Raw genomic sequence first — 20876 nt, forward strand, 5'->3', positions numbered from 1 at the left:
CACCCGACCCGACGTCTTCGTTTCAGACATTGATACGGAAGGGAACCTCGATTTTGAACCATCCGACGGGTCTGGCGCGCCCCGTAAACGGGCTCTGCAGCGGCGCAGAGAAAAGGAACATACTCTTCGGCTCGGATGCCGCGAGCTTCAACTCAAACTGCCGGCGTGGCGCTGGCGCTACACCCCAAAAAGAAGGCTCTTTGCCCATTAGGTAGTGACAGGCGCACGCCATGAGCCAGTGGCCGTGCATCGTGGCAGGCATACGGCGGCAAGCCGGGTGTTCTGGAGCAGGCGATGCAGGAGCAAGACTGGAAGCGATGGCTGGAGCGGTTGCACGAACTCAGCCCACGGCAACGCCAGGCGCTGATGGCACAGTTGCACACGCCGGACGAGCGCGAGCGGGTGCTGGCGCAGATTGACCTGGCGAGCGCATTCAAGCCGAGTTGTCCGCACTGCGAAGGAACACGGGTGGTGCGCAACGGTCAGGCCGACGGTCTACAGCGCTACAAATGTCGTGGCTGTGGCAAGACCTTCAACGCCTTGACGGCCACACCACTGGCCCGACTGCGCCAGCGTCACAAGTGGCTGGCCCAGGCCCGGGTGCTCGACGAGGGCCTGAGCGTGCACCAGGCTGCCGAGCGTCTGCAGGTTGCACCCGGCACCGCGTTCCGCTGGCGCCACCGCTTCCTCAGCCTGGCCCAGCAGGCCAAGTCAGCGCTGCTCAGCGGCATCGCCGAGGCGGATGAGACCGTCATCCTGCGCTCAGCCAAAGGCCAACGGGTGAGCGCACGGGCGCCCCGCCGCCGTGGCGGCCACGCCAGCACCCGCGGAACCGGCGACGACCATGTTCCCGTACTGGTGGCCCGGGACCGTTCAGGTGGCAGCACCGACTTCATCCTCGGGCGAGCCTCCAAGCGCGAAATCTTGGCCTCGCTCGCTACCGTGCTCGCCTCGGATGCCGTGCTGTGCACCGACGGCAGCTCCGCCATGGCCACCGCCGCCATCGAGATGGGCATCGAGCACCACGCCCTGAACATGAGCACCGGCCCGCGCGTGCGCGGGGCCTGGCACATCCAGAACGTCAACGCCTACCACTCGCGGCTCAAGGGCTGGCTGCGCCGCTTCCGAGGCGTAGCTACCAGCTACCTGCACCACTACCTCGGCTGGTTTCGTGTCGTTGACCGTTGCGCTCCTGCCCATCTGCCTCCGGAACAACTCCTCAGCCTCTCCCTCGGCCGCTTCGTTCATCCATAGGCAACGAGCAAAGAGCCAAAAAGAAGCCCGCCGGGGTTGCCGGCGGGCTGAACGGTTTGCCGGTGTCATCACGGCACGCCGCCGACTCAGGGAGGAGAAGCCGGACCAGCCCACAGACCGGCACCCCGATGATAAACGAGCACCCGGACAACGATGGAATGTCGCAGTTGCTCCGCCGATTCAAGGCGCTCGAGTTCCGCTAGATTCACTGAATCTTGAAAGGAGCCCCAGGTGAACACAACCTCTGAGACAACTATCTCGCGCGCAAACGTCGCCGAAGGAGGCAGCGCCCGCGAATCCGCTTGGCGTGAAGCCGACCGGATGATGCTGGGAGCCCTGGGGCTGCATCTGGCCTTGGCCCTGGCATTGGGCTGGTACTGGGAACAATTCGGTCTGGCCCTGAGCGCCGGCCTGCTGATCTGCGGTGTCGCGCTTGCCGCCCATGCCATGGCCGGCGGCCGGGCCCTGAGCGCACATGCAATGGCGGCCTGCTCGATGGCCATGGTGGCACTGGAGATCCAGTTGGCACGCGGCATGCTCGAATTCCACTTCGGCGTCTTCGTGACGCTGGCCTTCTTGCTTGTCTACCGGCATTGGGCCCCCATTGTGACCGGTGCGGTCGTGATCGCTGTCCATCATCTTGCTTTTGATCGGATGCAGCTCGCCGGGCTGGGCGTCTTCTGTCTGACCGAGCCGGGCTTCAGCCGGGTGTTGGTGCACGCCGGCTACGTGGTCGTGCAGACGGGTTTCGAGATCTTCATCGCCATCCAGATGCACCGACGCGCGGTCGAGCAGTCCGAGTTGGAGGCGCTGGTCGAGCGGCTGACGGCCCATGAGCGCATCAACCTCGACAGCGCCGGGCGCCGCGCGGCCACCGGCACGACGGCGCTGCTGCAGGGCGCGATCGATCGTATTCACGCAGTGATCCGCCAAGTGCAGGCCGCGGCACAGAACATCGGCGGCGCAAGCGCCGAGATTGCTGCCGGCAATCAAGACCTCTCGGTGCGCACCGAGAAGACCGCATCCAGTCTGCAGTCCACCGCCTCCTCGGTCGACACGCTGACTGGCGCGGTACGCGAGACGGCCGGCTCGGCACGCGAGGCCAACGCCCTGTCCGGCTCGGCCTCTGCTGCTGCGGCGCGCGGTGCCGAGGTGGTGGAGCGGGTCGTCAGCACGATGCAGGCCATCGATGCCAGCGCCAAACGCATCGCCGACATCACCGGACTGATCGACAGCATCGCCTTCCAGACCAATATCCTGGCGCTCAATGCCGCCGTCGAGGCGGCCCGGGCTGGCGAACAAGGCAAGGGCTTTGCCGTCGTGGCCACCGAGGTACGCAGCCTGGCCCAGCGCAGCGCAGAGGCCGCCAAGGACATCAAGGGCTTGATCGCCGCCTCGGAGGAGCAGGTCGCGGCCGGTGCGAGCCTGGTACAGGAGGCAGGCAACGCCATGCGCGAGATTGAAACGGCCGTGCAGCAGGTGGCCGGTCTGATTGGCGGCATCGCCGAGTCTGCCTCACAGCAGAGCAGTGACATCGAGCGGGTCAACCAGGCGATCACCCAATTGGACCAGGTGACCCAGCAAAATGCGGCGCTGGTCGAGCAGTCGGCTGCGGCAGCCGAAAGCATGCGCGAGCAGGCGCAGCGCCTGGCCGATGAGGTGGCGGTTTTCCAGACCCGGCAGGATTGAAGAGAAGTCTGCGACGGCTGATGGTCGCCGAGCCAACTGTCGCTTGTTGTCCATCACACGGAGGCAGCCACCATGGATGAGCTGAGCTCCACCGTGCGCAACAACGCCGACAGCGCCCAGCAGGCCAACCGGTTGGCGCAGGATGCCTCGCAGGTGGCGCGCTAGGGGACCAGGTGGTCGAGCGGGTCGTCGAGACCATGCGCGGCATCAACGACGGCTCGCGCCGCATCGCCAACATCATCAACGTGATCGACGGCATCGCCTTCCAGACCAATATCCTGGCGCTCAATGCGGCGGTCGAAGCGGCCCAGGCCGGCGAACAGGAGCGCGGATTCGCCGTCATGGCCAGCGAGGTGCGCAGCCTGGCGCAGCGCAGCGCCGAGGCCGCGCGCGAGGTCAAGACCCTGATCGGTGCCAGCGTCGAGCGGGTCGAGCAGGGCTCGGTGCTGGTCGACCAGGCGGGCCCGACAATGAGCGAAGTGGTGGCTCCATTCAGCGCGTAGCCGACCTCGTCGGTGAGACCGCCTCCGCCAGCCAGGACCAGGTCGGTGAGGCCACCACGCAGATGGACAAGGTCACGCAGCAGAACGCGGCCCAGGTGGAGGAGTCGGCCGCAGCGGCCGAAAGCCTGAAATCCCAGGCCGAACAGTTGGTGCAGACCGTGGCTTACTTCCGGCTCTCGAACGGCCAGCGCTGATGGCTCAGGCCGTGTCGACGCAACAGCGATCGCGGCCCTCAGCCTTGGCCCGGTAAAGCGCTCGGTCGGCACGCTGGTACACGCTGCGAGCGCTGTCCTCTGGGCCGGCCATGGTCAACCCGGCCGAAGCGCTATAGGCTTGCTCCGGATGCTCGACCAGCGGCCTGGACTCGCGCAGGCACCGCAACAACCGCTCGACGATGGCCAGCGCCTGTGCCGGCTCTACCTCGACCAACAGCAGCATGAACTCCTCCCCGCCCAGACGCGCGCAGGCATCGCCGCGCCGGGTGCTCTGTTGCAGCTGGCGCGCAAAGTCACACAGCACCCGGTCTCCGGCCTCGTGACCGTAGCCATCGTTGATCAGCTTGAAGCGGTCCAGGTCGAGCAGCACCACGGCCAGGCTGCCGCCCTGCGGCCGGCGCAGTCGCGCCAACTGCATCTCCAACTGTTGTAGCACGTGGCTGCGGTTGCCCAGGCCGGTCAGCGCATCGGTCTGAGCAGCGCGCAGGGCACGGTCGCGCTCCTGGCGCAGTGCCCGCCCATCTGTGCGCAGCGCCGTGATGTCGCTGGCGCTACAACACATCCAGCCATTGGGCAGCATGGTTTCGCTCATCCAGATCCAGCGCCCGTCCACCAGATCGGCTTCGAAAGCGCGAAAAGGCAGCTTGCCACGCCGCGAGGCCGCGGCGGACAGCCAAGCCTCGGCGTCGGATGCCAGGATCACGTTACCGTGCCCGCTGGCGCCATTGGCTCGCATCATCTCCAGCCAAGTCAATCGCCCGTCCGGTACCGCGTGGAAGGCCGTACGAAAGGCCGGGTTGGCGTAACGCAGCAGATCCCGTTCGTCGAACACCGCCAGCAGTTGTGGGCTCGCCTCGTGCAGGGCCATCAACTGGCGGATCAACTCGTCGTCAGGGACCGGCAGACTCATGGGCGAAGTTGGCATCGGCATCCCGTTAGTATCGCTGCGCTAATAGGGCAACTATCCCCACGCCTCCTCTCGAGCGCTTCACTGCCCTGCAGGTCGAGCTCGGCGCACGTGCGCAGCAGTCATAGTCAGGTCAGGCGGAATACTGCCACCGTGTCGGACAGCCGGGCAGCCTGCTGCAGCAGGCTCTCTGCGGCGGCGGCCGACTCTTCCACCAGGGCGGCATTCTGCTGGGTCACCTGGTCGAGTTGCCCCACCGCTTGGCTCACCTCGCCCAGGCCCTGGGTCTGGGTATGAGAGGCCTCGGTCAGGCCTATCATCAGCTGGCTGACGCGCTGGATCTGCGCCACCACATCCTGCATGGTGCGTCCGGCCTGATCGACCAGCCTCGTGCCCTGCTCGACGTTCTCGGCGCTGGCACCGATCAGCGTCTTGATCTGCTTGGCCGCTTCGGCGCTGCGCTGGGCCAGCACCCGCACCTCGGCCGCCACCACCGCAAATCCTCGACCCTGCTCGCCGGCACGGGCGGCCTCCACCGCAGCATTGAGCGCCAGGATATTGGTCTGGAAGGCGATGCCGTCGATGGTGGAGATGATGTCGCCGATGCGCTGGCTGCTGCCGGCAATATCGTGCATCGTGCTCACTACCTTGGCCACAGCCTCACCGCCCTTGACCGCCACTGCACTGGCCTCCAGCGCCAACTCACTGGCTTGGCGTGCTGTTTCGGCGTTCTCGCGCACCCTGCCGTTCATGTCAGCCATCGAGGATGCGGTCTGCTGTAGCTGGCTGGCCTGCTGTTCGGTGCGCTGGGAGAGGTCGGTGTTCCCGGCCGAAATCTCGCCGGCTGCGGTGCGCACCGAGTCGGCGGCCTCACGCACCTCAGCCAACGAGCCGGCGAGGCGATCACGCACCAACGCCATGGCACGCGTCAGGTGGCCGATCTCGTCGCGCCCCTGCGCATCGAGCTGCTGAGTCAGGTCGCCGGCGGCCAGGTGATCTGCCGCCTGGGTCAAGGTCTGCACGCGCCTGACCAAGCCACCGGCCAGCCACAGGCTGAGCAGCACACCGGTCAGCAGGGCTACCAGGGCCACCGCCGGGATCGCCAGGCCCAGGCGTCGCGCCTGTGCACGCGCCGCCCCGACCTCCGCGCCAGCATGCTGGAGATCTGCGGTAGCCTGACGGCTGACGACGGTCAACAGCTTGTCGTACTGGGTTTGGGCCGTGCTCAGGAAGGTGACGGCCATCACCGCGCCCGCCGACTTCATGCCCAGGGTCTCCTCCACCGCCTTCGCGTAGGCGGCCAGCCCCTTGGCGAGCTCCTGCAACTGAACCCTTTCTTCGGTGTCGGTGGCAGCTTCAAGACGGGCCTGCAGCGATTGCTGCAGGCCCGTCTGGACCTGCTTGAGGGCCGCGTCGACCGCGCCGATCTCCTGGGCGTTGTAGCCCATGGACTCGTATCCGATGGAGCGGTTGATCAGCCCGTTCATGTCACGCAGGCCGGCATCGAACTGGGCCAGGAACGTGTAGCTGGGCAGGCGCTGGGACTCCAGTGCGTCCAGCGCCTGTCGCTGCTGGGCAAAACCCCACATCGCGCCGGCGGCGGTCAGCAGTAGTAGCCCCAGGCAGATCAGGGGGGCCAGCAGCAGCTTGCTGCGCAGGCCCAAGTGGTCGAGGGTAAGCATGGGTGCGACTATGCAGCGATCACTTAAAGACGACCGAGCCCACGTACATGTCCTGACCCGGCACGGCGCGGCTGTACATCACCGCATCGCCGATTTGTTTGGTCGCTGGATTGGCCCAGCGCATTTCGACCTGCCCCTGGCCCTTGGCCTTGACCTGGGCGATGGTTTCCTGCACGAAGGCCTTGCCGGCGGCATCCTTGGCCTCCAGCATATTCTTGCCGACCATCTTGCCGTTGGACGAATGGGCGACCATGCTGCCGTCGAACTTCACCGCGACCACATAGAGCGCGCCCTTGGTCCATTTGCCGCCGGCATTGAACTCAGTGACGGCGCCATCCACGCCCTTGGCCTTGACGGCAGCCACGGCCGCCTCCAGCAGGGCCTTGGCCTCCTCCGGCGTTTCGGCCCCAGCCCCCAGGTTCAGGCCGGACAGGACGAGGGCGATGGCGAGATGCTTGATGTTCTTCATGGGTATGATCCGAAAGGGCGAAAGCAGGATAGTCGCCACCACAAGGGCAACTGGCCCGCAGTTTGTCGGCCCACGCTGGCGAAACTTGAGAGCTGATGTGGCGAACTCGTGCATATGCCACACCCGAGGCCATGCGACCATCGGCTACCGCGCAATCCGGTGCTGCGGCACGTCCTGCAGGCCGTAGCGGGCCAAGTAGCGCTGCCAAGTTTGGTCTCTGCCGAGTTTTGCCAGTAGGGCCAACAGGGTATGCCGAAGTTCCGGCGGCAAGCGAGGCGACAGCAGCATGCGTCGCGCGTAGCGGGCGCGCGCTTTCGGTGCCACATGGATTTGGCCGGTCAGCTCGGGCATCTGTCGCAGCCACCATGGCCAGCCGCTCTGCGCCAGGAACACAACATCGACACGCCCCCGCAGCAGCTTGCGCAGGTTGGAGGCCGTATCGCTCGCATCCTCCCGCCGCACAAGCCCCTGAACAACCAAAGGATCCACTTCCACATAGCTGTGCCCCAACACCCCACCCAGGCGCAGTCCCCGCAATGAAGCTGGGCCGTCGTAATCCAGCGCCCGATTTTTGTGGGACAGCACCAGGTCGGCATCCTCGATTACCGGGGCAGACCAGACAAAGCGCGTCATGCCGGCGTCGCCAAACCAGGCCGGCACAACCCAGGGCACCAGGCCCCGCCAGTCGGGCGCGCGCATCAGCAGATCCAGACGTCGCCGCGGCAGCCCGCTCAATCGAACCTCCAATTCCTCGGCCAGAAGACTCTGGCGCAACCAAGCCACGAGGTCGTAGTTCAAGCCTTCGCCTGGGCCGGTCTGAAAAGGCGCAAAGTCGTAATGCGACTGGACTTCCAAAGCCGCTCCCCGGGCCACGCCTCGGCCGGACAGGCACGAGACAGTACCCAGAAGCAACAGCGAGCGACGGTGTAGCAGCATGGCGACGTGGCACCGATAGTCGAGGCCCAGTGTGGCATGGGTTCCTGCCATGAGTCCAGCCACGGTATCGGGAGCAAGGGCTGTCCTCTTTGCCGCGAGACCACGCCGGCGGGGCCGTCAGGGAGGAAATAGCAGTTGGGTGATCGTGAACAGAGTTCTTTGCCCCTCGTCGCAGTGCAGCCCGATACTCCCGCCCAGGACATTGCAGATGATGCTGTGGACCAGATGCAGCCCCAACCCGACCTGGGTTCCTGGCACCGGGTGGACGCGCACCGCGACTGTCATGTGCAATTCGAGCGCATCCTGTACTCGGCCCCGTTCACGCTGGTCGGCAAGACCTTGTGGCTGCGCGCCACCGATGCAGCAGATGCCCTGTTCGAGGGTTACCGCCATATCGCCACCCATCCGCGCGGACTTCGGCCCGGCCAGCGCGTGAGCGAGCGCGAGCACGTGCCGCCCGAAGCACAAGCCCTCTTCGGGTGCGACCGCACCTGGTGCGCCGCCAAGGCCGAGCGCATCAGCCCCAGTTGCAAAGCCTTGATCGAGCAACTACTGCGCGACCACATCCTGAAGCGGCTGTGCGAGGTGCAGGGCGTGCTGGCCCTGCTCAAGCCCTATGACCGGGACCGCTTGGAAGCGGCTTACTCCCGCGCGCTGGCGCACGACTCGCCCCATCACCGCACCGTCAAGACCATCTTGTCCACGGGCGCCACTCTGCGCACCGCGGCCATCGTCCAGCTTTGCAGGCGCATCGCCGTCGGCAAGTGAATGACTATGAGCCAGCCCAGCATCTTTGTTCCCGATGACCCAGCAGGCCGAATCTCTCATTGGCCTACGGAGGGACGGATGGTCAGTGGCGGCAGACATTTACGAACGACCCTGAATTTAAGCTGTGAACTGAAATTGCCTGAAATTGACCAAATTCGGTAGCGTCCCATACCGCTCCGCTCCTAGTCGGCGCACCGATGTTCGGATGGGCACGTCATTGTCGCGGCCATGACACTCGGCCAAACCTTGTCCCCTTCGACATCAATGGTCAATGATCTGCCACACGCATCGCGTTGGTGCGCATGCTATTTTCGGCACATGAAGCCAGTAGATCAAAGCCCAGATGAAACGGGCGCCCTTGCGTCTACAGAGGCCTGTGATCGGCGTCCTCGTCTCAACGTCAAGCTGCACCAGCGTCTGATGCTTGAGGGCAGCGCCAAGCCGTCAACGTTTGCGTCCGCGATGGAGGCGCTTTGTCGCATCCGTCGACAACGAGAAGCAGAGGCACGAAGTGACGGCCAATGAAATCAATGACTTATACAAGATGCGCTTGCTGCTTTTGACCGCAAGGCACCGTATTGGTGCAGAATGACTGTCGACTGTGTTTCATTGGCTTGAAGCAGCTCCACCCAAGATCCCAGCCAGATCGAGATGTCTTGTCGCGGGCCACGACAAATCGCTATCACCACTCAAAGATTGATAGACGGAAAAGAAACGGCGAGCTAAAAAGCTCGCCGTTTCACGATCAAGACGGTTCAGGCAGACTTCACACGAAATTCCCTTGTGAAGGGAACGTTCGTCGAACGAGTACGGCTGCGGAGCATCCCGTTGGTCGCAGCGTCCCGTGCAGCCAGAAGTGCTTCCGACATGCTGGCCTGCTTGAGACCTAGCACCTCGGTGTTGATGTCACTACGTTCTTTGGTACGCATGGCCAGCTCCTGTTGGCCATGCGTACCAAGAATGCTATGATCAAGGCAGACGAGCTTACAGAGCGTGCGTACCTATGGTTACGCCCTCAAGCTGCGCGGCCAACCTGCACCTGGATGAAGTTCCAGGGGAACTGTGGGAGCCAACTCGTCAGAAGAGGTGAGACGCAAGAGACCTCTATTCAGACACCCGCTGAATGTCTGTCTAATCAACTAAGCAGTCGAGCCCACAACTTTGTGGGCTTTTGGCTTTCTGGAGCTTGATAAGCATGGATGCTCAGTTCGAAGGATCGTCAGAGAAGGTGCTCACCGACGTGGTCGACCGAGTGCGCTCGCGTTTGCTTGCGCTGAAGAAAGCGCGCATCGTCGGCTCCAAGCTTGCGTCCATCGTTGGCGCGTCGCTCCCAGAGGGCAAGACTTTCCGTGACCTTCTTCCCGATGGAGTGGAGCGAGAGGCCGCTCCATTTCGTATCTTCGCTGAGAAATGTCTCGCTGAGGTAGTCACGCTGTCGTCGGCACGGCGCGGCACTGATCTGCTGTATGACATCGTTGATTCTGGTCAGGAAATTGAACCTGAGCCGGGTGACCTGTGGCGAGCATTCGTCTCAGTACATCCAACGCAGCAACTCCTCCTTGATCTAAAGGCGCTTTCTCTAAAAGCTTTCGCGTCGCCAAGTGCAAAAGCAGCTGACCACGCCGCCATACTGCCCGTTTCACTAGCCGAGCACAAAGATGTGTGTATTGCCTACCGCGGGCAGCTGAAGCAACGAGGCGTGGATGCTCCTCAGCTCGATGACATCCTGCAGGACTACTCTGCGGCCTCCTATACCAAATGGTTGAGAGTTCTGAGAACTCATACCCCACCTCTTGATCGCGAATGGGGAGGGTATCGCAAGCAGGAGATGCTTTCGATCTTTGAGGCGCGTTTGCGGCAGCTTGGTATCGATGATGAGCAACGGCTCAATGTCGTAGCCCAACTCGCCGATGACGCGCCGTTAAGCGGTGGCAATTCTGCACCGCGGCTTGAGACAACAGCGCCAGAGGCTGCGCCCAAGGAAACTGCCGTAGAACAAGCGCGGCGACGCCTTCACATGGTGATTGACCGAATGACGCTTGAGCAAATGAACGCCCTCCTGATTCCATTTGGCCTGCTGCCCACTGATTTCCAGTAACTGACGTGCGATGAAGCAACTCATCGTTGCTGCCACTCCAGCGCAAATCGCTCAGTTGGAGGAGGAGCTTCCTGCAAGCACCGCCGGACGTTGGATTAACCATATCCAACTCATCAGGCTGTCTGACTCCAACAGAGCAGCCAATGACCTTGCGCTGCGGGATGTGTCACGCACTCATCCTCAAGCGGGGTGCTTCGCAGATAAAAATGTGACGTCTCGTGCACTGGAAGACAGCGGCGTCATTCGGATGACCAAGGCCGAGCTGAACAAGAAGACGGCCGCTTGGCTCAGCGAAAACCGCATTTCATGGCGGGGTAACGTGGCCGAATGCATGCGACACGCGTCGTATCGCTGGATGGACGTCGATGCGTGGAGTCATCAGTTCAAAAGGGTTGATCCGATCCTGGGTCCGAGCGTGGCGATCGCAATACTTGCGCAGCTTCGAATCATCGGCATGCAGGAGCTCGGTGCTTTTTTGACTGACGAGTCACTGCCAGAGGCATCTCACAACGCCTACTTCATGGGTGCGGATCCGCTAAGCGGAGACCATGGCTTAGCCATGATGTTGAGCCAAGCGATCAGCAATAAGAAGCTGTCGGAAGCATTCAAGCTTTCCAACTTGACCACTAGCTCCACGATTCGGATGTTCAATGACGGCGGCTGGAGCGGAGGCGAATCATCCCGACGCCTCAAGTGCATGTACACGAGTTGTCAGCGCAAGGCCAGTCATTTCGAGCCGACCCATGCACTCGATATGAGGTTCGCCTTCATCACGGACATCGCCGAAAAAGTTCTTCAGGCTAGCATCGACCAGCTCGAAGTCGATTTCAAGGTCAGCAAGGCGTCCATAAGGGTCTCGTACCCCGAGCAGAACCGGTTGTGCGTTCAAGACGATCTGGGCAAGACGACTGGCCTTGCTTTCAGAGATCCTGCGATCGCTCGATATGTGGATCCAGCCGGCATGGAGGCCCTTTGCAAGCGCATCGGCAAAAAGATTGCAGGCAAGCGACCGTTGGGGACGCAGAAGATCGCGTCAACCATTGGGTTTTGGCACAGTCTTCCGAAGGCAATGTTGCCAGTATTGATTATGGGTGGTGGGCCAATACGTGACGGAAAAGGAGGGGAGTTTTCATGGCGCCCATTGATTGCGAGCCAGCACGTGCTCAACCCTGAGCCTGATGACCTTGACTACCATTGCAAAGACTGCCCACTCGCACCGGACGAAGAAAAGCTGCCCACTGTCATGGCTGAGGACACAGATCCCGCAGGAAAGCCATCGAATGCTGATGCTGCCAAGGTAGCACTCAACGAGGCGTGTCGCTAGCCCGCAGTGACGAAATCGATGATCGATTGAATTTCAGCGATAGTCGTGTTGAACCACTCAGTGCCGGGGATGTTCTCGCGCCGCTTCCCACTCGCCTTGAACACGTTGTGCGCAGCCTTCTCGGCGGCGCCGACGCGGTTGACTTGCCAGCGTCCGAGGATGACCAGGTTGTCGAACGTCGCCGATCCCTTGCATTGAATCGCGACACTGTCTTAGACGGCGCCTGTGGTCATCCCGATCTTGATCGAGAACGAACCGCCCCTGCCTAGCAGCCCTGGCTGCGAGGAGATTCCCCGCCGCCAATCGGCTCATGCTTGCCACCCGCCCCCTCCCCGGCAATTGCGGTGAATTGCGGTCCAACACCGCAATTGCGGCTCCCGACAGCAATTGGGCCAAGTGCCTGGCTTGCTTCGTTTTCTCCTGATCGCCACACCGGCCCTCTCTTCTCCAGATGGAAAAAAGCCCCGGCCATGGACCGAGGCTGGAAAGCCTAACGCTGTCATCACGCGGAGGCTCCTGCTCAGGGAGGAAAAGCAGGGGCAACACCTCGCGGCGCAGCCTGCCACCACTTTACCAAGCCCCGCATGATTGGATGCTGGGACAAACGCGCGGCCTGCTGCAGCGTCTCGCGGTCGGCGTCGGGCATACCGCCTCAGCTTTCGTCCAAACCCTGAAACTGCAGCGGATCGACCAGGTCCCGCAGGGAGACGCCGATGGCCTTGGCTAGTGCCTCGGCGCTATCGAAAGAGATGTTGATCGTGCCGCGCTCTACACGGCTGAGATAGGCCCGCGACACGCCAGCCTCCAGCGCCAAGCCCTCTTGGGTCACATCCTTCAAGCGCCGAGCTCGACGAAGGTTACGAGCAAATATCTCTCTGGCAGTAGGGATCGGCTTGGCTTTGGACATGGGCCAAGCATGTATTTCGGGGGCTTTCCTCTCTACACATTCCGATATACATTTGGTGCTCTTTGTGGATCATTTGGATTCGCAATAAGGTCTCAATGAACAATGAATAACACAAACCGAACCATCTGATGATCGTTCTACCTGGGGAGGAAGGAATGAAATTTGAGGGACGTCGCGCTGCACCTCTGGTTGCGGCGCTTGGGCTTTTGCTCGCGCAAAACATCTATGCCGCACCACCGTCCGCGCGAGTGGTGACACCACGGCTAGCGCTCGACAAGGCGGCGATCGCCTCACAGCGCGATACAAACCCTGCACTCAACGGATCCATCGGCGAATGGCGCCCGACGCCGCCGGATGCGGCCCTACAAGCTGCGGCCAACGCCGCCCGGCAAGACTCCAACCCGGTCCTCAACGGCACGGTTTCCTCATGGACACCCCTCGGTGCAAGCAAGAGCGTATCGATCAGTACCGCCTGGACCGCGTACGAGCACTGCCATTGGCGCACGGCGTTTGAAGGGTTTGCCGCGCATGCCGATGCGGGAAATTTCCAGGCCGCACGCATGGCGTTGGCCATGGCCAAGCACGGCAATGCCCTTTACGGACAAACGTTTGAGGTGCCCGAGACTCGACGATTGGCATGGCTCCATGTCGTCGAACTCGGGCCGACATGGAGAGGACAAGACGTTCCCGCGGCATCGCAAACCGCACTCGATCACACCCCCGCAGAGATCTCGCAATAGCGGGGGCGTGGCCTATGCGTCTCGAGGCGGCCGACAAGGCATTCGTCTCGCCAGCGCGGCCGAACCCTCAACTCGAATCCCAACAACAATGGAGAAACTCCCATGCACTTCGCCCGTATCGCAGCCGTTGCGACCATCGTTGCCGCTCTGAGCCCTGCTCACGCCGGTGTCAGCAAAGCGGTGGACTCCGCCGGTGCCATTCAGAACTTCGACATCCTCGGCGTCAAACTCGGCATGACCGAAGCTCAGGCGGTGTCCGCCATCAAGCAACGTTTCCCAGATGGCACCAAGGAAAGCCGCGGCCGCACCATCAAGCTGAAGATGTCGGAATACACCTGGCCCAATTCGGTCACCCGTGCGCCGATGCGTGCCGGCATCCGCTTCGATTTGTTCCCCGAACAGAAGAGTAACTACGACTTCATCAAGATCCTGATCAACGACGGCAAGGTCTGGGCGATCTGGCGGGATGACACGACGTCGACCTACGCGTATGAAAAGACCATCGGAGACATGGGTACCAAGTATGCCGGCGCGGCTCCGATCAACGACTATTTCGACATCCTCGTCAATGGGCAGCGCAAAGGCGATGGCTCCAAGACCCTCACGGGCTTCGAGCTCTATCAGGGGACGTGCAGCGACAACACTCTGCCGTTCGGACGAGTCAATCAGGGTGACTCGATGCGCCTCGAGAACAGTTGCAACAAGGTTTTCCGCGTCAACTACGGCGTGATCTCCACCAGTGGTGTGAAGTCCATGGGCAATGGGAGCGCCCAGCTCGTGGATATGGATGCGGGCCGTGCGTTCCTTGCATCCATGGCAAACGCAGCCGCGAACAGCGCCGCCAAGGAAGCTACCGCCGGCGCCAAACTCTAAAACAGACGCAGACATCCATCATCGCCAAGACCGCTGATGCCCATCTAAGGTCGCTGGACATCTCATCTTTGGCAGTCAAGCCGAAGCATGCTTGTTGTTGCACCGTGGCGTTCCAGGCGGAGATTCTGGGCGCATGCGTCGAGTCTGGTATCTCGGTCGCTGCGCTTGGCGCCGTCACTGAGGTTGTGATGCTTGCCCGGTTGCTCTCGTGGCCGAATCAGCGAATTCTCGCCCCAGTTCAGCCAGCGCAGCGAGGCGTCGAACGCGCGGATCTGCAGCAAAGCGATTTAGTGGCTCATCCCATGAGCTACCAGTAGCTTACGCTGACCTGTCCAGATGGAGGTCAACATGGACAAGTACCGAAACACCTACCAAGGCATTTCCGCCCGTGCCATCCACCAGGCGCTGCCGCAGAACTGCCGACACCTCTTCCTCCGGCTCATGCCTTTCAGCTGGGCTTCGCCAGAAGAATACGTCGACCTACAAGTCCAGACGTATCACGCGCTGAGGTCAGATCAGACCCGCGAGGCGCGAGCCGCCGCAATCATGCGGATTGCATCGATTTACGACACCGAATTCGCTGACATGCATGAACGGCTCGAGTTTCTAGCCGAAGTCGCGAGCCGGGTGCTCGAGATGGATTTCTCTTTTGATGTTGTTGAGTGGCTCACATGGTCTCAGCTGTCCAAAGAAGACGTGCTTGTTGATGAGTCGCGGTCGTCACTTGACGAGGGCGGCGTGCCGGTCTTGACCTGGCATAACCCGCAGAAGTTGAGTCAGGCCCTTCTCACCATGAAGTGGTCATTTGAAACTTTGGAGAAGATGCCTTTCGAGGCGCAACAGGCCTTGCCCGAATCCGAGGCACGTGCGGCAATCAGACTGCTCCGGCTGTACAGCCGGTATTTCGAGCCGACTGAGGTTTCGAACAAGGCTCAAGCGCGCGCAGAATTCTTCCGAGACCGCGCGCAGCCGATATGGCTCCGGTTGATCCGCTTCGGCCACGCGCACGGTGAATCTGCAACATGTGGAACCGGCGCCGTAGTCGCGCTCAATCGCCTGCTGCAAAGGAACGCTGAGGAAGAGTCCATGCCGTTACAACCATGTCCAGCTGCCGTTGCCTTGAAGAGCTCGACTCTTCCTCGGCTGGTGCATACCGTTGTCAAGGAAAGGTTTCCGCGAGGCCGGGGCGATGGCGACACCGACGTGCTCCGGGAGTTCGAACCGCTGCGCAGGCCAATGTCAGTTGCGGCCTTGCCCGATGTCACTGAGCTCGAGAAGCGGCGTGCCCAGTTGACCGCGGAGTTTCCATGGGCCACAACCGCGATCAACCCGGTGTTCGACGAGATGATTGGACGCCGGCAAATGGGCGTCATCAAACTTCACTTTCAGCCGATCCTGTTGACTGGACCAGCCGGCTCCGGAAAAACTCGTCTGGCTCGCCGTCTGGCAGAGATTCTCGGGATCGAGTGCTATTCGCAATCGCTTGCAGGTGCGAGCGACTCGATGTCATTGCTCGGGACGGCGCGGGGCTGGAGTTCGGGTCAACCAAGTCCGCTTCTCCGCCCTCTCCTGAAAGGGTGCGCAACGGTTCTGGTCGCGCTCGACGAAGTGGAAAAAGCTGGGGATGACGTTGCCAAAAGTCCGTCCGTACAGAACGCCTTGCTGTCTTTGCTCGAGCCGAACGAGAGTCGACATTGGCGAGATGTGTATCTGCAGACTGAATGCGACTTGAGCACCTTGATTTTCGTACTGACATGCAACTCGACGGTTTGGCTTTCGCAAGCGCTCAGGAGTAGGTTGCGTGAACATGAAATCAGGCGACCGACTCGGAACGAATTGGTGCAAGTCGCCAAGTTCGTCGTTGATGATCTGGAACGAGAGATGGAACTGCCTCCGGGAGTTTTCGCTGGCATGCCGGTGGAGGAACTTTTGCCACCGTCTATGTCATCGCTGCGAGATCTGCGCAGTGCGGTGCGAATGGTGATGCGGCATTGGATGAGTCTGCCCGCGCAAGCAGCTCGGCACTGATCGTCTACGATCTATGCGATCACCTCTCAATATAGTGAAGCGCATAGGTCGCTCTGTGGCCAATCGGAAATCCGATGTATTCCTACGCGCGGACTTTGAAGCTTTCGGTAGCCGGTCCCAGATAGGTCGCGCGCTCGCCGAACTGATCAGCAGCGGCGCACTTTTACGTGTTGGGATCGGTGTGTACGTCAAGGCCAAGCCAAGCGTACTGTCCGGTAAGCCCATTCCCATCAGGCCGCTCGAGGTGCTCGCACCCGAAATTCTCAAGAGGCTGGGTGTGCAGGTGAAAGAGTCTCGTCAGATGCGCGAGTACAACTCTGGTGCGAGTACACAGGTCCCAGTGGGCTTCGTTGTCTGCGTCGGCAAACGGCGCATTCAGCGCAAGCTAGGTCTGAACGGCAAGATCGTTGAGTATGAGCAGCGCTAGCTAGCCGGCAGCGGCTTGTACCGCTCCAACGAAAAGGTTGGTTGTCCGAGCACCGTCGATAGACGGTGTTTGGTAGCTCGCACTGAGACCTCGCCATGTTAGAGCCGGCGGCTGGCAGAGCAAGACAGGGCGCGCTTGGCTCCACGACGCCAATGATGGGCACCGGATCGGAATCGGGGCGCCCCAAGCAGCACTGACCCCACCGCTATCGCATCAATCTCGAGTCAAATGAGCTATAGGGAACTTATCCAACAATGCAAAAAAGACCCGCAATTCAAATAAAATGCGAATTCATTATTCGATACCAAGCATAAAGCCCCGCATTTAATGCAACTTTATGACAGGGCCATGCTGGCCCCAGTCCCTCACTCGACCGTGACGCTTTTTGCGAGATTTCTGGGCTTGTCGACATCGGTGCCGCGCGCGCAGGCGGTGTGATAGGCCAGCAGCTGCAGCGGGATAACATGCAGGATGGGGCTCAAGCTGCCGTAATGCTCGGGCATGCGGATCACGTGCAGGCCCGGCTCGCTTTCGATCTGGGTGTCGCCGTCGGCGAACACATAGAGCTGGCCGCCGCGGGCGCGGACTTCCTGCATATTGCTCTTGAGCTTTTCCAGCAGCGCGTCGTTGGGCGCCACCGTGACGACCGGCATCTCGGCCGTCACCAGCGCCAGCGGGCCATGCTTGAGCTCGCCAGCCGGGTAGGCCTCGGCGTGGATATAGCTGATCTCCTTGAGCTTGAGCGCGCCTTCCAGCGCGATCGGATAGTGCAGGCCGCGGCCGAGGAAGAGCGCGTTTTCCTTGCGCGCGAACTCCTCGCTCCAGGCGATCACCTGCGGCTCCAGCGCCAGCACCGCCTGCACGGCCACCGGCAGATGGCGCAGCGCCTTCAGATGCCCGGCTTCCTGCGCCTCGCTCAGATGGCCGCGCGTCTGCGCCAGCGCCAGGGTCAGCATGAACAGGCCCACCAGCTGGGTCGTGAATGCCTTGGTGGAGGCCACGCCGATCTCGGCGCCGGCACGGGTGATGTAGGCCAGCTCGCATTCGCGCACCATCGCGCTGGTAGCCACATTGCAGATCGTCAGCGTGTGCGTCATGCCTTGAGCGCGGGCATGCTTGAGCGCGGCCAGCGTGTCGGCGGTCTCGCCGCTCTGGCTGATCGTGACGACCAGGGTGCGCGGGTTCGGCACGCTGTCGCGGTAGCGGTACTCGCTGGCGATCTCGACGCTGGTCGGGATCTTGGCGATGCTCTCGAGCCAGTACTTGGCGGTGGAGCCCGAGTAGTAGCTGGTGCCGCAGGCCAGGATCAGCACCGAGTCGATCTCCTTGAAGATGCGATAGGCACCGTCGCCGAACAGCTCCGGGCTGATGCCGGTGACGGCATCGAGCGTGTTGGCGATCGCCACCGGCTGCTCGAAGATTTCCTTCTGCATATAGTGGCGGTAAGGGCCCAGCTCGGCCGCGCCGCTGTGCGCATGCACGGTGCGTACCTCGCGGGTCTGGGCCTCGTAGCGGCCGGTCTCGGTATTGCGCTTGCTGATCCAGTAGCGGCCCAGCTGCAGGTCTACCACATCGCCCTCTTCCAGATAGACGATCTGGTCGGTGACGCCGGCCAGGGCCATCGCGTCCGAGGCGACGAAATGCTCGCCCTGCCCCGCCTCGGTGCCAACCCCCAGCACCAGCGGCGAACCCTCGCGCGCGGCGATCACGCGGTGCGGCTCGTCGCGCGCGAACACCGCGATCGCGTAAGCACCCTTGAGCCGAGTCAGCGCCTGCTGCACCGCCTCCAGCAGATCACCGCTGTAGAGCTGGTCGACCAGATGGCAGATCACCTCGGTGTCGGTCTGGCTGGTGAAGACATAGCCGCGTGCCTTCAGCTCGGCGCGCAGCTCGTCGTGGTTCTCGATGATGCCGTTGTGGACCAGCGCGATCCGGCCGGCGGTCGCGGTATTGGCATCGGCACCCGGGCCGTGCGAGAAGTGCGGGTGGGCGTTGTGCACCGCCGGCGCACCGTGGGTGGCCCAGCGGGTGTGGGCAATGCCGGTGCCGGAGGCGATGCTGTCCTCGGCCGCCAGCGCATGCAACTCGGCCACGCGCGAGGTGCTGCGGGCGCGCTTGAGCTCGCCGCCCTGGTGCACGGCCACGCCGCAGGAGTCATAGCCGCGATATTCCAGGCGCTTCAGGCCCTCGATCAGGATGGGGACGATATTGCGCTGACTGACGGCGCCGACGATGCCACACATGAGGTTCTCCTGCCTGAGGCTTTGAGTAGATGCCGGATATTAGGCAGGCAGCGAAAACCAATGTTTTCAAATTTTCGTATCAAATGAAATAATCAACCACACCCATCATTTCAAGACTGAATATTTCAAATATCAAATCTCTATGAATAATTCGGTCAATTCCATGGCGCTGGACACCACCGATTTGCGGGTGTTGGACTTGCTGCAGCAGGATGCCTCGCTGTCCAACCAGGCACTGGCCGAGCTGGCCCATGTCTCGCCGGCCACCTGTCTGCGGCGCGTCAAGCGCCTGGTCGAGACCGGCGTCATCGAGCGGCGCGTGGCCCTCCTGTCGCCCGACAAGCTGGGCGCCGGCCTCAGCGCCATCGTCGAGATCACGCTGGACCGCCAGGGGGCCGAGCATCTGGCGGCCTTTGAGCAGAAGCTGTTGGCCGAGGCGGCGGTGCAGCAGTGCTACCGCGTCTCACCGGGGCCCGATTTCGTGCTGATCCTGCAAGTGCCCGATATGCCGGCCTATCACGCGCTGGTGCTGCGCCTGTTCACGCAGGACGCCAATGTGCGCAACGTCAAGACCTTCTTCAGCGTGCTGCGCAGCAAGTTCGAGCCGCGCATCGCGCTGCCGGCAGCCTAGCGCTTGAGCACCAGCAGGCCCTTCAGGTACTCGCCCTCGGGGAAGCAGATGGTCTGCGGGTGGTCGGGCGCGGCAGCCACGCGCTCGAGGATGTAGCCATCGGCCGGCGCATCGAGGCCGGCGCCGGCCACGATCTTGTGGAACAGGTCCGGCGCGATGCCACCCGAGCAGGAGAAGGTGAACAGCAGGCCGCCGGGTGCCAGCAGCTTGAAGGCCAGGCGGTTGATGTCCTTGTAGGCACGGGCGGCGCGCTCGGCGTGGGCCACGGTCGGCGCAAACTTCGGCGGGTCCAGCACGATGGCATCAAAGCGCTCGCCGGCCTCCAGCAGGCCGCGCAGGGTCTGGTTGACGTCGGCGTCGCGCGCCTCGTGGCGGCCGGGCTCGAAGCCGTTCAGCGCCACATGGGCACTGGCCCTGGCCAGCGCCGGTGCCGAGGAGTCGACGCTGATGACACGCTCGGCGCCGCCGGCCAGCGCCGCCACCGAGAAGCCGCCGGTATAGCTGTAGCAGTTCAGCACGCGCTTGCAGCCGTAGTGGCGCACCGCGTCGGCAAAGCGCTTGCGGTTGTCGCGCTGGTCCAGGTAGTAGCCGGTCTTGTGGCCGGTGGCGATGTCCAGGGTCAGCCGCCACTGATGCTCGGCGATCGTCAGCTCGGTCGCGCCCTCGCCCTGCAGCCAGCCGCTGCGCTCCTCCAGACCTTCCAGGCCGCGCGCACTGGCGTCCGAGCGTTCGTAAAAGCGGGCCAGCCCGGTCTGCCTGAGCAGGCTATCGACGATGACCTTCTTCCAGCGCTCCACGCCCACGGACCCGAACTGCGCGACCAGGGTGTCGCCATAGCGGTCGACGATCAGGCCCGGCAGGCCATCGGCTTCGCCGTGGATCAGGCGCAGCGCATCGGAGGCAATCGGCAGCCGCTGGCGCATCGCCAGGGCCTCGGCAATGCGGGCCTCGAAAAAGGCTGCGTCGATACGCTGGGCCTCATCGAAGCTCCAGGCCCGCAGCCGGATCTGCGAGCTGGGGCTGAACGCGGCCCAGCACAGGAACTGGCCCTCGTGCGACTCGACCCGCACGGTCTCGCCCGGATCGCCCCCGCCCTTTTGCAGCGAGCTTTCAAACACCCAGGGGTGGCGGCGTTGCAGCGAGCGTTCCTTGCCCGCGCGAAGACGTATGGATTTCATGCGG

At 62.5% G+C, this 20876-nt stretch carries 19 protein-coding genes and 1 pseudogene; 11 read left to right on the forward strand and 9 right to left on the reverse strand.

The window, feature by feature from the left end; all coding sequences use genetic code 11:
- Positions 1 to 294: 294 nt before the first annotated feature.
- From ABGI63_RS21200 to ABGI63_RS21210, 3 genes and pseudogenes are all read left to right on the forward strand, one after another.
- On the forward strand, positions 295 to 1254 hold the full coding sequence (locus ABGI63_RS21200; protein WP_349744465.1) for an IS1595 family transposase: 960 nt from the start codon (positions 295 to 297) through the stop codon (positions 1252 to 1254).
- A 321-nt stretch (positions 1255 to 1575) separates the two neighbouring features.
- Positions 1576 to 2943: a methyl-accepting chemotaxis protein gene (locus ABGI63_RS21205; protein ID WP_349744466.1), complete on the forward strand. Its 1368-nt coding sequence runs from the start codon at positions 1576 to 1578 to the stop codon at positions 2941 to 2943.
- A 63-nt stretch (positions 2944 to 3006) separates the two neighbouring features.
- Positions 3007 to 3640, forward strand: a pseudogene (locus ABGI63_RS21210) (methyl-accepting chemotaxis protein); the annotation flags it as partial.
- A gap of 4 nt (positions 3641 to 3644) precedes the next feature.
- Here ABGI63_RS21210 and ABGI63_RS21215 read toward each other — a convergent pair.
- From ABGI63_RS21215 to ABGI63_RS21230, 4 genes are all read right to left on the reverse strand, one after another.
- Positions 3645 to 4571, reverse strand: a complete 927-nt coding sequence (locus tag ABGI63_RS21215) for a GGDEF domain-containing protein (protein WP_349744467.1) — start codon at positions 4569 to 4571, stop codon at positions 3645 to 3647.
- Between the two features lie 125 nt (positions 4572 to 4696).
- On the reverse strand, positions 4697 to 6250 hold the full coding sequence (locus ABGI63_RS21220) for a methyl-accepting chemotaxis protein (protein WP_349744469.1): 1554 nt from the start codon (positions 6248 to 6250) through the stop codon (positions 4697 to 4699).
- 19 nt (positions 6251 to 6269) lie between these two features.
- A complete protein-coding gene (locus ABGI63_RS21225) occupies positions 6270 to 6833 on the reverse strand; it encodes a cache domain-containing protein (RefSeq protein ID WP_349744470.1) in 564 nt (187 codons plus the stop codon).
- A 30-nt stretch (positions 6834 to 6863) separates the two neighbouring features.
- The gene (locus ABGI63_RS21230; protein ID WP_349744471.1) at positions 6864 to 7706 is read right to left on the reverse strand and encodes a substrate-binding periplasmic protein; all 843 of its coding nucleotides are present in this window, start codon (positions 7704 to 7706) and stop codon (positions 6864 to 6866) included.
- 84 nt (positions 7707 to 7790) lie between these two features.
- Here ABGI63_RS21230 and ABGI63_RS21235 point away from each other — a divergent pair, with 84 nt between their 5' ends.
- Entirely contained in the window at positions 7791 to 8423 is a 633-nt protein-coding gene (locus ABGI63_RS21235; protein WP_349744473.1) for a Mu transposase domain-containing protein, read from the forward strand.
- Between the two features lie 755 nt (positions 8424 to 9178).
- On the opposite strand, the gene ABGI63_RS21240 is transcribed toward ABGI63_RS21235, so the two are convergent.
- The gene (locus tag ABGI63_RS21240; protein WP_349744475.1) at positions 9179 to 9352 is read right to left on the reverse strand and encodes a hypothetical protein; all 174 of its coding nucleotides are present in this window, start codon (positions 9350 to 9352) and stop codon (positions 9179 to 9181) included.
- 266 nt (positions 9353 to 9618) lie between these two features.
- On the opposite strand from ABGI63_RS21240, the gene ABGI63_RS21245 reads away from it, so the two are divergent.
- Together ABGI63_RS21245 and ABGI63_RS21250 are read left to right on the forward strand one after the other, a co-directional pair.
- Positions 9619 to 10521 carry a hypothetical protein gene (locus tag ABGI63_RS21245; RefSeq protein ID WP_349744476.1) on the forward strand — a complete coding sequence of 301 codons (903 nt, stop codon included), beginning with the start codon at positions 9619 to 9621 and terminating at the stop codon, positions 10519 to 10521.
- 10 nt (positions 10522 to 10531) lie between these two features.
- Positions 10532 to 11845: a phosphoribosyltransferase-like protein gene (locus ABGI63_RS21250; RefSeq protein WP_349744477.1), complete on the forward strand. Its 1314-nt coding sequence runs from the start codon at positions 10532 to 10534 to the stop codon at positions 11843 to 11845.
- Here ABGI63_RS21250 and ABGI63_RS25910 read toward each other — a convergent pair.
- Both ABGI63_RS25910 and ABGI63_RS21255 read right to left on the reverse strand, forming a co-directional pair.
- Positions 11842 to 12045: a GIY-YIG nuclease family protein gene (locus ABGI63_RS25910; RefSeq protein ID WP_432767455.1), complete on the reverse strand. Its 204-nt coding sequence runs from the start codon at positions 12043 to 12045 to the stop codon at positions 11842 to 11844. The genes ABGI63_RS21250 and ABGI63_RS25910 overlap by 4 nt on opposite strands.
- A 452-nt stretch (positions 12046 to 12497) precedes the next feature.
- Complete coding sequence (locus ABGI63_RS21255) at positions 12498 to 12752, reverse strand: helix-turn-helix domain-containing protein (RefSeq protein WP_349744479.1); 255 nt, start codon at positions 12750 to 12752, stop codon at positions 12498 to 12500.
- A gap of 155 nt (positions 12753 to 12907) precedes the next feature.
- On the opposite strand from ABGI63_RS21255, the gene ABGI63_RS21260 reads away from it, so the two are divergent.
- The 4 genes from ABGI63_RS21260 to ABGI63_RS21275 all read left to right on the forward strand — a co-directional run bounded on the left by ABGI63_RS21260 (position 12908) and on the right by ABGI63_RS21275 (position 16820).
- Entirely contained in the window at positions 12908 to 13492 is a 585-nt protein-coding gene (locus ABGI63_RS21260; protein ID WP_349744481.1) for a hypothetical protein, read from the forward strand.
- Positions 13493 to 13594: 102 nt separating this feature from the next.
- Complete coding sequence (locus ABGI63_RS21265; protein WP_349744482.1) at positions 13595 to 14365, forward strand: hypothetical protein; 771 nt, start codon at positions 13595 to 13597, stop codon at positions 14363 to 14365.
- A gap of 348 nt (positions 14366 to 14713) precedes the next feature.
- On the forward strand, positions 14714 to 16393 hold the full coding sequence (locus tag ABGI63_RS21270) for an AAA family ATPase (RefSeq protein ID WP_349744483.1): 1680 nt from the start codon (positions 14714 to 14716) through the stop codon (positions 16391 to 16393).
- A 13-nt stretch (positions 16394 to 16406) separates the two neighbouring features.
- Positions 16407 to 16820, forward strand: a complete 414-nt coding sequence (locus tag ABGI63_RS21275) for a DUF6088 family protein (protein ID WP_349744484.1) — start codon at positions 16407 to 16409, stop codon at positions 16818 to 16820.
- 365 nt (positions 16821 to 17185) lie between these two features.
- Here ABGI63_RS21275 and glmS read toward each other — a convergent pair whose 3' ends face one another.
- Positions 17186 to 19063, reverse strand: coding sequence for a glutamine--fructose-6-phosphate transaminase (isomerizing) (gene glmS / locus ABGI63_RS21280; RefSeq protein ID WP_349744485.1), 1878 nt, complete (start codon positions 19061 to 19063; stop codon positions 17186 to 17188).
- A 142-nt stretch (positions 19064 to 19205) separates the two neighbouring features.
- Here glmS and ABGI63_RS21285 point away from each other — a divergent pair, with 142 nt between their 5' ends.
- Positions 19206 to 19694: an Lrp/AsnC family transcriptional regulator gene (locus tag ABGI63_RS21285; protein ID WP_349744486.1), complete on the forward strand. Its 489-nt coding sequence runs from the start codon at positions 19206 to 19208 to the stop codon at positions 19692 to 19694.
- Here ABGI63_RS21285 and ABGI63_RS21290 read toward each other — a convergent pair.
- Positions 19691 to 20872 (reverse strand): class I SAM-dependent rRNA methyltransferase, encoded by a 1182-nt coding sequence (locus tag ABGI63_RS21290; RefSeq protein WP_349744487.1) that lies wholly within the window; start codon positions 20870 to 20872, stop codon positions 19691 to 19693. The two genes, ABGI63_RS21285 and ABGI63_RS21290, sit on opposite strands and share 4 nt — an antisense overlap.
- Positions 20873 to 20876: the final 4 nt, after the last annotated feature.

It is taken from the genome of Roseateles cavernae, assembly GCF_040187885.1.
In the GTDB taxonomy this organism is placed as follows: domain Bacteria; phylum Pseudomonadota; class Gammaproteobacteria; order Burkholderiales; family Burkholderiaceae_C; genus Roseateles_E; species Roseateles_E cavernae.